The organism is Coprococcus sp. AF19-8AC, assembly GCF_003603115.1.
GTDB lineage: Bacteria > Bacillota > Clostridia > Lachnospirales > Lachnospiraceae > Coprococcus > Coprococcus aceti.
In genome coordinates this window covers 907275-918924 of the sequence record NZ_QTMI01000001.1, presented here as the reverse complement: position 1 = coordinate 918924, position 11650 = coordinate 907275, and the positions used below count along the sequence as shown (strand labels likewise).

Below are 11650 nucleotides of genomic sequence, written 5' to 3'. Positions count from 1 at the left end.
AATAGATATGAGAAAAAACAGTGTAAAGAATAACAGGATCAACGGTGAGGTCCAGAGAGAACTCAGCAGGATCATCAGCCGTGAGATCAAGGATCCAAGAATATCACCTATGACTTCGGTCGTTGATGTGGTTGTCACACCTGATCTCAAGTTCTGTAAGGCATATATCAGTGTCCTGGGTGACCAGGATGCTGTTGATTCCACATTTGCAGGGTTGAACAGCGCAATGGGATATATCAGAAGAGAGCTTGCTCATTCTGTAAATCTGCGCAATACACCGGAGATAACATTTATCATGGACCAGTCCATAGAGTATGGTGTCAGTATGTCCCACAAGATAGATGAGGCTCTCGGAAAGCATGGCGATGCTGATGAGAGTACAGATGAAAACTCAGAGAGTGAAGATGAGTTTGAAGAGTAGGATATAATATGAGAATTTAAAAGGAGGTATATCATGAACGATCTTATAAGGGAGATAGAGAACGCAGACAGCATAGCCATAACAGGACATATCAATCCTGATGGTGACTGTATAGGTTCAACACTTGGAATGTATAACTATATTACAGGCAATTACCCTGACAAGAGGGTTCAGGTATATCTTCAGGAATTCCCGGATGTGTTCATGTTCCTGAATGGTGCATCTACTGTAAAGCATGAGGCAGATGACGAGACCTATGATCTGTTTATGTCGCTTGACTGCGGAGATATGGACAGATTCACACCATTTGTCAGATATTATGAGACTGCGAAGAGAACCTTGTGTATAGACCACCATGTGTCCAATAAGGGTTTTGGAGATGTATGTTATGTGGAAAGTGGTGCGTGTTCTGCTGCGGAAGCCATATTCAAGCTCCTTGACGCTGATAAGATCAATCAGAAGTGTGCAGAGTGCCTGTATACCGGAATAGTCCACGATACGGGAGTGTTTAAGCACAGCAATACAACAAGGGCAGCCATGACTATAGCGGGAATTCTTATAGAGAAGGGGGCAAGACCAAGCTTTGTCATAGATGAAACCTTCTACAAGAAGACGCTCATACAGAACAAGCTTCTGGGCTATGCTCTTCTCAATATGAAACAGTTTGCAGATGGAAAGATAACCCATACACTTCTGACAAAGGAGGACTTTGACAGATTTGGTGCCAGCAAGATGGATACGGATGGAATAGTGGATCAGCTCAGACTGACATCAGGTACTGAGGTTGCTTTCTTCATGTATCAGGCTGGTGAGGATAATTACAAGATATCCCTCAGGGCAAATGATATCGTGAACGTGAGTGAGATTGCGTGCAGCCACGGCGGTGGCGGCCATGTGAAGGCTGCGGGATGCAATATGTCAGGTGATCCGGAAAAGATAGTTGCGGAGATAGTTGCGGATATAGAGAAACAGCTTGGCTGATAAATTGCAGAAAAGATGTGATCTGGAACAGGTACTGATACAGCGGACTGATGTAAAAGACTTTGGATTGGATTTGAAATAGTTATGATAGATGGATTTATCAATATATATAAGGAGCAGGGGTTCACGTCATTTGATGTGGTGGCAAAGCTCCGTGGTATATTAAAACAGAAAAAGATAGGTCATACCGGAACTCTCGATCCCATGGCGGAGGGAGTTCTTCTTGTGTGTCTGGGAAGTGCTACGAAGATGTGCGATCTGCTCACTGAGAAGAACAAGACATACACATGTACCATGCTTCTCGGAAAGACCAGCGACACCGAAGACGTGACAGGAGTCATGACAGACGTGACAGATGTATATCCTGATGAGAAGACAGTCAGGGCTGCGGTGATGAGTTTTGTAGGCGATTACATGCAGATCCCGCCTATGTATTCAGCCATCAAGGTAAATGGTAAGAAGCTCTATGAGCTGGCGAGGGCCGGACAGGTTATAGAGAGAGAGCCGAGACCGGTCACGATACATGGTATCACCATACAGTCGGTAGAACTTCCGAGGGTGACATTCGATGTGAGCTGTTCCAAGGGAACATATATCAGAAGCCTGTGCAGGGATATAGGAGAGAAGCTTGGCTGCGGTGCGGTGATGGAGAAGCTTGTCAGAACCGAGGTGAAGGGCTTTACTATAGAAGAAAGTCTGACGCTTGATGAGGTGGAGAAGGCAAGGGATGACGGGACACTCATGCAGCATATATTAACAACGGATAAACTCATGCCGGATATACCGGAGCTTCATATAGCTGAGAAGGGTGTTAAGCTTCTGGCAAATGGAAATAAGCTCAGTGCGGATGCATTTGCCGAGAATAAGATACACAGGGATACCTATGTCAAGGTGTTCGATGAGAATGGAAGATTTGCGGCACTGTATGAATACAGCGATGAGAAGAGGCAGTATGTGCCGTTCAAGATGTTTCCGGTGAGCAATTAAGGACAGACAGTTATGATTCATATAAAGGACACGAAGAAGGTAAAACTGAATAGCACAGAGCGCACGGCGGTTGCCCTGGGCAAGTTTGATGGTATCCATCAGGGACACATGCTGTTGATAGAGCAGGTGTTGATGCTTCAGAGACAGGGATATATGGGCGTTGTGTTCACATTTGACATGAGGGAGAATCATGTGTTTGATGTGAGCAATATGAAGACCATATACACATCTGACGAGAAGGCACAGGTGGTATCGGATACCGGAGTTGACGTCCTGGTTGAATATCCGTTTGACGATGCATTTGCGGCTACAGAGCCGAAGGCGTTCATCAGATATGTTCTGGTGGACATGATGCGGGCCGGATATGTCGTGGTTGGAAGCGATTACAGATTCGGCAGAGACAGAAAGGGCGATGTGGATACCCTCAGAAGCTATGCGGACGAGTATGGATATAAGGTCATAGTCATAGACAAGCTGAAACAGGATGATGAGGTGGTCAGTTCCACAGTCATCAGGAAGAATATATCTGAGGGAGATGTGAGATCTGTCATCCCGATGCTCGGAAGACCATACAGCATGACAGGTGAGGTGGTGTCCGGCAAGCAGCTTGGAAGAACCATAGGAATACCAACGGCGAATATGCTGCCAGAGGAACGCAAGCTGTACCCGCCGGCTGGTGTGTATGCTTCAAGGATCAGGATAATCCGGGGGAAGCATACGGGATATGAGGATCCTTTCAGAGTCTATATGGGAATCACCAACATAGGAGACAATCCTACAGTCAACGACAAGGGAAATATCACCATAGAGACGAATATCTTCGACTTTGACAGGAACATATATGGACAGGTCATCAAGGTGGAGCTTATCGAGCAGATCCGAGGTGAGAAGAAATTTGGAAGCCTGGATGAGCTCAAGGCCCAGATGACAAATGACATAGAGAATTCAAAGAGAATACTTGGAAACAAGGTGTTGGTAAAATAGCACAGAAAACATTGGTAATTATGCGGATAAATAATGACGGATTATTGGGTCGCATGAAGATGTTTTCTGTGCTATATTTTTAATAATAGGGTATTTTTTTCTGGTAGAAAAGGAAGTACAAGGAGGAAAAGGGAAATGAGAAAGAAAGCAGCGAGCAGGATCCTGGCATATGTTCTCACCTTATGCATGATCATCGGCAATATAACATGGCCGGAGATCACAGCTAAGGCGGAGACCATAACGCTGGATCTGAAACCGGACACCGGTTGGAAGACGGTGACTGCAAAGTCGGATACTTATAGTAAGAAGCCTAAGGCAGAGATGAGGTTTTCTCCACCGAGTGAACTCGGCTCTATGAAAGCGATTGCTGATGCCGGGTATAAGACACTCAAGATCACATATGCGGTGGAGGATTTCACTGAACTAAGTGGGGAAAGTTCAGGAGTTATGCCATTTGTATCATATGGGCCATCGTGGTCCAATAATGATGTATGGATTAATCTGGAAAAAGCCGGACAGTTTGAGGCTACACTTGATCTGGCATCGATCAATACTACCAGCACAGAGAGCGTGGCATTTGGTATACAGATTGCAAATCTCCAGGAGAACAGCACGATCAAATTCAGGATCGTGTCAGCGGTGCTCTCGGGAACAAAGAGCACATCTGGTGGTTCATCAGGGGAGTCTGGCGGTTCGGGAGGCAGCGGACAAGGAAGTGCGGATCTTGATTCTATAGGAAACACAAGCTCAAGCGTAACTGCAAGCCTTGCCGATGGAGATGGAACAGCCAAGGGAGACGGCTACTACGAGACAGAGATAACGATAAATAACAAGAGCAATTCATACATAGCAGACTGGATAGCGGTGGCTGATGTGAATGGTTCAGTAACTGCAGTAAAGGATTACAGTAGCTGGTCAGCCCTCAAGGGTGTATTCAGTGATGGAAAGCTGTACATATATCCAAACACATCCAAGAAGTCAGGTGCAGTAAATGCCGGATCGAGCGTGAGTTATTCAAAGCTTGGCTACACAGGCACGGCAAATGGTGTGTCTATAACAGGTGTCAAGGTGTACTACAGCTCACAGTCAGGTGCATTTGACTCATTTATCGGTTCACTTTCATCATCATCTGGCGGAGCCGGGGACAACACAGGCGAGATCAATACAGATGTTGAGTACAATTATGCAAAGCTTCTTCAGGAGTCACTCTACTTCTATGATGCGAATATGTGTGGAAGTGATGTAGCTGCAAAGAGTGAGTTCTCCTGGAGATCAAACTGCCATACTGAGGATGCAAAAACAACATATAATGGAAAAACTGTGGATGTCAGCGGTGGATACCATGATGCGGGAGATCATGCCAAGTTTGGTCTGCCACAGGCATATTCGGCTACAGTTCTAGGACTTGCGCACATGGAGTTTGCTGAGGCATTTGCGGATACTGCTACAGAGGCACACTATAAGAGGATCATGGACAGATTCGTTGATTATTTCGAGAGATGCACAGTCCTTGGAAGTGATGGCTCGGTTCAGGCTTTCTGTTATCAGGTCGGTGATGGAAATGTCGATCATGGATACTGGGGAGCTCCGGAAAAGCAGTCGTCCAGAAGCGGACAGGCAACATTCACATCTGATTCGGATACGTGTACAGATATAGTTTCAGAGACAGCGGCGGCTCTTGCAGCATATTATCTGAATTATAAGGATGCAAAGGCACTTACATATGCGGAGAAGTTATTTACATATGCTGATACAAAGGCAAAGATGACAAGTGCAGGACCTGCATATAGTTTTTATGCATCAGGCTCATGGGATGACGACTATGCATTAGCTGCAGCACTTCTCTATAAAGCGACAGGAAAGAATACTTATGCAGATAAATACAACAGCGTCTATGGAAACAAATCTAACCCTAACTGGGCGCTGTGCTGGAACAGCGTGGATCCACTGGCATTGCTCTACAGTCCACAGTTTAAAGGAGAGAGCGCATTTGTTGAAAATCAGTCAGGGATTATAAGTGGTAAAACAAGGGCAGATGATAATAATTACTGTCTTATTGATTCATGGGGATCAGCGAGATATAACGCTGCCCATCAGATGACAGGTCTTATGTATGATAAGATCAACAGTAAGAAGGATTATTCATCCTGGGCAAATGGTCAGATGAAATATATCCTTGGAAACAATGCAGGTTCTAAGTGCTTTGTGGTTGGGTATAACAAGTATTCTGTAAAACATCCACACCACAGGGCTGCAAGTGGATATAGCGACGTGTCATCAAACAAATATACAGACATGGCACACGTTTTAACCGGAGCACTGGTTGGCGGACCAAGTGGATCGAGCACAAGCTTTGATGATAATGCAAATGAATATCAGTATACGGAGGTAGCTCTTGACTACAACGCAGGACTTGTGGGCGCCGCAGCCGGACTTTACCTCTATGTGAAGAATAGCGGAACTGACGAGGAAAGGGCAGTTCAGAAGGTGGTTCCAAAGAGTGAGGTGTCACCAGAGCTCAGAACGATAAGCGGAGAGTCAGGTGGCAGTACCACCACGGAGTCAACCAAGGCAACTACAGAGTCAACAAAGACCAATACAGATTCATCAACAGAAAAGACTACAGAGTCTTCTACGGAAACTCAGGTTATACCAGTCAAAGGAATCACATTTGACCAAACGGCGCTTACTATGAAGGTAGGTGAGAGTGGACAGATAAAAACCACAGTCACACCGGTGGATGCGACAGACAGCTCACTTGTGTGGACAAGCTCTGACAGGACAAAGGTATCGGTACAGAATGGCAAGATAACAGCACTTGCGGCCGGAACGGCAACCATCACAGCAACCGCGAAGGATGGTTCAGGCGTTAAGGCTGAGTGTATAGTTACAGTGCGCACACCTGGAACGCTTTCATGTAAGACAGAGTCTTTATCATGGGACAAGCTGGTATACGGATATCAGATATCAGATTCAGAGAACATAGTTCTGGAAAATTCCGGAGAGGATAATCTTACAGGTGTGAGAGCTGAGCTTAAGAGTGGAACAGCATTCCAGATAGTTTCATCACCAGCAGGTCAGATATCTGCAGGTCAGGAAACTACAGTAGCTGTAAAACCTGTAAATGGACTCGACGCCGGAAGCTATAGTGATACACTTACTATATCAGCAGAGGATAGTTTAGTGAACATAACACTCAAAGCGACAGTGGCAAAGGGAGAAAATACCTCCGTTGTTACTCTGACAAAGACATCAGTAACATCTTATTCGGTGACCGTCAGCGGCAAGGTGTCAGGAGCAGCAGGTGAGATCGAGTATGCAATATCCAGTGAGAAGGATGTTGATGCATCAAAGCTTACGTGGCAGAATGGTGCTCAGTTTACCGGACTCAAGGAATTTACTACATATTATGTACATGGCAGGGTAAAAGAAACTGCAAATGTCAAGTCTGGTCAGATCAGCCAGGCACTTGAGGTGACTACACCTTTATCAGATCCTTTCGTAATTGACATCGGAAGACTGAATGACAGCAGATATGTTGGAGCATTCACAGACAGTGAGGAAAATCCAACTGTAAAGGTATCACAGTCTGGTGGAATCATATCAGTTTCATTTACCGAGAATAAGGATTACACGATCACAGGAAATGGTGAGGATGTAATTGTTGATACCGGAAATGCAAGTGGAATAACCGTGGACAATGCTACTGTAAAGAAGATCACGGTTCGTCCGGGCAATTCTGGAACATTTGTCATAAAGGTAAGCGGAGAAAATAAGATTGCTGATGGTATAACATGTGTAAGCGATAACAGTAACGCAGCGGATGTAAAGGTATCTGGAAAGGATACATCTTCCAAGATATCAACGGCGACACCGGGTGCGGCTGCGATCAAGGCAGATGGAAATATCGAGATAGACAATATACAGATAAAGTCCGACGGCAAGGGAATTGAATCTGCAGGAACGGTGAAGATAGCTGGAGGAAGCAACAGCATAGATTCCGTATCTTCTGCAATATCGGCATCGGATGTGGAGATCACCGGAGGCTCTGTTGATGCAAAGTCATCAGGACTTGGCGATGGGGAGTCGGTAATCTCAGCAGACAATTCTATCAAACTGGTTGGTGGAAGTGTTACGGCGGATGCATCCGGATCAGTCGGTGGAGATTCATTTGGCGTAAAGTCAGATGATGGAACGATCATTGTTGATGGCGATGTGTCAATAGGTGGAGCTCCAACTTATTCCAAGGATCCGGTAGACAGCAAGGGCGACAGTGTAACCATGGTAAAGGTTGTGTTCACAGATGAGAATGGCAACCAGTTGTATGCGTCATCTGTAAACAAGGGATCAACTCTTGATCTGTCGAAAATAAATATCACCATGTCTGATGGTACTGATTACAAGACATCGAGGGATGGATATGTGCTGGCATGGCAGAATGAAGCCGGAACAAGCTATAATGCTGATTCTGTGTACGGCGCTGTATCAGAGGATATAACATTTAAGGCTGTATGGATATGGATAGTTGTGGATATAAGCGTTGATGCAAATATTACATTTGCGGCAACTGGAAATGCTTCGTACAAGACTACATATACAGGTGCAGCGACAAGACCGGCCGTAAAGGTTGTATCACGTGGAAGAACACTTGATGCGGGAACTGACTATATAGTTTCATATAGCAGCAATACCAATGCCGGTACAGCAAAGGTAGTTGTCAAAGGTCAGGGCAGATATAAGGGCTCAAAGACTCTTACATTTGCAATAAACAAGCAGGCGATAAGTAAAGCCTCTGTGACAATCACAAAGTCGGCTGTATATACAGGCAAGGCTATAACACCAGCGGTGAAGGTGACTAGCGGTAAGCGGACACTCACAGCGGGCAAGGATTACAGAGTTGCATATTCGTCAAATAAAGACTTTGGCAAGGCAAAAGTTGTGATAATGGGAATCGGTAATTACAGTGGAACACAGACAAAGTATTTTGACATAACTGCGGCTGTGGGTAAGATCTATGCAAATGGAAATTACAAGTACAAGATCACAAATGCATCCCTGAATGGCAATGGAACGGTAACTCTCGTATCTGTTGTCAAGAAGACAAAGACAGTTGCTGTTCCTGATACGATAAAGCTTGGAGGTAGGACATTTAAGGTTACAGCCATAGGAAAAGCGGCGTTCAACAAGAATGTAAAGGTTACGAAGATTACTCTTGGCAGAAATGTTAAGACCATAGGCGCCAGGGCGTTCTATGGATGTAAGAAGCTCAGGACGGTTGTGATAAAGAATACACAGATGACAGGAAAAACTGTTGGAGCCAAGGCATTCAAGGGTACATATGCGAAGCTTACTGTAAAGGTGCCTGCAAAAAAGCTTAAGAGTTATAAAAAGATACTTTTGAACAGAGGAGTATCTAAGAAGGCAGTCATAAAGAAATAACAAAGGGCTTAATAAAATATATAATAATTGAAGATCCGGGAGTGGTGCAGATGCTCCCGGATCTTTTTTGTGCAGACTGAATGAGTGGCGATTTGACATATATAAAAATATGTGTATAATATCGTTAGTATTCTAATAATTAGAATTATAACTAAAATGAGAGGAGAATCCGAATGGATGAACATAAGAAATCCATACATTATCTGCTGATGGCAGATCATTTCATGGTACAGAAGGCATTGCTGAGCCAGATAAAGGATACAGAGCTCACCATGGGACAACCTAAGGTGCTGGATTATCTGAAGGATCATGATGGTGCGTGTCAGAAGAATATTGCGGCGGGATGTCATATAGAACCGGCATCGATAACTGTGGTACTTTCTGGCATGGAGAATAAGGGCTACATACAGAGGTGCACTAAGACAGGGGACAGGAGATCCCTGTATGTGTATCTGACGGATAAGGGCAGAGAGTATGTGGATATGCTCAATCATAAGTTTGACTTAGTTGAAGCCGTGGCACTGAGGGGATTTACCGCGGAGGAGACGGAAGAATTGCAGTCACTTCTTGTAAGGGTGTACGACAATATGAAGGGCAGCGAAAAAGACAACAGAAAAGAGGAACGTAAGAGATGAAGAACATGAAGGTAAGAATTCCAATGTATTTCGTTGGACTGTTTATTATGACTATAGGAATTGCACTGTCGGTAAAATCCAATCTCGGTGTGTCGCCGGTGAGTTCCATACCATATACCATGACCTGTGTATGGGGAATAGAGATGGGAAAAGCGACCATCATATTCCATGCGGTACTTGTGCTTATACAGATCATTATACTTCGAAAGAATTTCAAACCGATAAATCTCCTTCAGATAGTGGTTGGAGTAGTATTTGGATACTTTACGACGTTCTGTAATTATCTTGCGACATTTCTGCCATCAACAGATAACATAGTTGTCAGGGGTGTTTTGATGCTTGTGAGTACCATATTCATAGCAGGCGGAATATTCTTTTATCTGCCGGCGGATCTTATCCCACTTGCCGGGGAGGGTGTTATGCAGGCTGTCTCAGAGGTCACACACATTGAATTTTCAAAGGTAAAGATCGGATTTGACTGTTCTATGGTGGCTGTGTCGGTCGTAACATGCCTGATCTGCATACACAGTCTTGGAAGCGTGGGCGCCGGTACGGTTATTGCCGCATTCCTTGTTGGGTTCAATCTTGGCAAGTTGAATAAGGCATTTGGCGGAAAACGAGATAAACTTCTTGGAAAGCACACATACACTGAGGAGGAAGTGCTCAGGGAGAGAATGGAGCAATTGCATTAGGACTTGTTCCTGTTGGAGAGCCGGTCGAATTTTTATCCTTAATCAACCTGTTTTGTAGAATTAGGGATAATATTTTCTCGTTTTCTAAAATATAGGGTTGTAAGGTATAAAAGTTCAGGACTTTATCCTGAAAGGCGGTATTTGTGAGCTCGTCTACGTATGTCTGACTGTTGTATTCTATGCGCTTTTTCTTTCCATCAATCAAGTGACAGTATCTGCTCTAAATTCGTATCGGAAGGCTGCTCTGATCTATTCCTATCTACGTCATATGATGCGGGAACGGTGGCGTTTTCCGGTTTTGTAAGTTTTAAATTCATTTTTGAAATTCCCTTTTGTACTTGTTTATATGAGACGATATAACATTTGGGTTTTGTTGGCAAGGCTTTTAAGTAAATACATGAGCCGGAATGATTGGGTGGAGTTTTATTTGTTTGCTTTTGATATTACGTGGTGTATAATTTATAGCATGATAAATAAGTGTTTATGATTATACTTAAATAATAAAAACGATATATTTGACATAAAAGCGGTTGAATGTTAATATAAGTATAAAGAGGTGCTACCGATAGACGGTTAGCCCTGATATTGCAATTACAAAAAAGTAACCGCCAAGTTTTGTCAGGACAGGGCGGTTACTTTTTTGTCTTATTTCTTATCATTGCTCTTAGAGCCAAGGGCATAACCAAGAGCAAAGCATGTTATGCATAAGCTGATGATGGCTATAAAAAGTTCCGTTGTAAGCATAAGCACAAACCTCCGTAATAGATTTCCGTAAATGGATGTATCTATGTAAACACAGGCTATAAACTCCTGTGGCGAAGGCTAACCGCCTACCGAATAGGGTAGCACCTCTTATATTATAACAAACATATGTTCGATAATCAATATACATGAAAAGATAAATTTTTATTTGCTCTACAAAACACTTAGACCATATAAGTTCAAAGAAAGTGCTAATGTGGCTTAACAGACACTATTATTCAATATGTGCAATTTTTGCACAAGTTGAACATTTATTTCAGTATGTGCAATTTCTGCACAATGTGAATATACATATAACAAGATTTCGGGGGAATTACATGACTTTATACATGAACATAAAACAGCTTGGCAAGCGGAAGAACACAGTGCACAAGGTCCCATTTGAATATGACACAGCACCGAGTACGCTACGGGAACTCATAACAGAGACAGTAAAGATATGCGTGGCACAGTACATATCCCGCATGGATCGCGGCGATGCAGTGCTGACAGATGAACAGATCGATGACATGGGAAGAATAGGAAAGATAGCATTCGGGATCGTCTATGGGGAGAAGAAACCGGATGTGAAAGAGGCGGTAGAGACAGCCATTCAGGGATTTGAGGATGGGCTGTTCAGAGTGTTCCGCGGTATGGATGAATTAACGGAGCTGAACAGGAAAGAGGAGTTTAACGAAGGGGATGAGATCACATTTATCCGCCTCACAATGCTGGCGGGCAGAATGTGGTAAGTAAAAGATCGTAGATTC

8 protein-coding genes are annotated in these 11650 nt (G+C 43.9%); all 8 read left to right on the top strand.

All coding sequences use genetic code 11. The features are described from left to right. Positions 1-7 precede the first annotated feature (7 nt). Positions 8-421: a 30S ribosome-binding factor RbfA gene (gene rbfA, locus DWX57_RS04155; RefSeq protein WP_015534838.1), complete on the top strand. Its 414-nt coding sequence runs from the start codon at positions 8-10 to the stop codon at positions 419-421. 33 nt (positions 422-454) lie between these two features. Continuing rightward, on the top strand, positions 455-1402 hold the full coding sequence (locus tag DWX57_RS04150) for a DHH family phosphoesterase (protein ID WP_120123086.1): 948 nt from the start codon (positions 455-457) through the stop codon (positions 1400-1402). Between the two features lie 84 nt (positions 1403-1486). Beyond that, the gene (truB, locus tag DWX57_RS04145) at positions 1487-2389 is read left to right on the top strand and encodes a tRNA pseudouridine(55) synthase TruB (protein ID WP_120000418.1); all 903 of its coding nucleotides are present in this window, start codon (positions 1487-1489) and stop codon (positions 2387-2389) included. 12 nt (positions 2390-2401) lie between these two features. Beyond that, positions 2402-3373: a bifunctional riboflavin kinase/FAD synthetase gene (locus DWX57_RS04140; RefSeq protein ID WP_120123085.1), complete on the top strand. Its 972-nt coding sequence runs from the start codon at positions 2402-2404 to the stop codon at positions 3371-3373. A gap of 135 nt (positions 3374-3508) precedes the next feature. Next, a complete protein-coding gene (locus DWX57_RS04135) occupies positions 3509-8812 on the top strand; it encodes a glycoside hydrolase family 9 protein (RefSeq protein WP_120123084.1) in 5304 nt (1767 codons plus the stop codon). Between the two features lie 173 nt (positions 8813-8985). Beyond that, positions 8986-9447: a MarR family winged helix-turn-helix transcriptional regulator gene (locus DWX57_RS04130; RefSeq protein ID WP_120123083.1), complete on the top strand. Its 462-nt coding sequence runs from the start codon at positions 8986-8988 to the stop codon at positions 9445-9447. Beyond that, positions 9444-10139, top strand: a complete 696-nt coding sequence (locus DWX57_RS04125) for a YczE/YyaS/YitT family protein (RefSeq protein ID WP_120123082.1) — start codon at positions 9444-9446, stop codon at positions 10137-10139. Before DWX57_RS04130 ends, DWX57_RS04125 begins: the two co-directional genes overlap by 4 nt. A gap of 1079 nt (positions 10140-11218) precedes the next feature. Further along, the gene (locus DWX57_RS04120; protein WP_120123081.1) at positions 11219-11632 is read left to right on the top strand and encodes a hypothetical protein; all 414 of its coding nucleotides are present in this window, start codon (positions 11219-11221) and stop codon (positions 11630-11632) included. The last annotated feature ends 18 nt before the right edge of the window (positions 11633-11650 follow it).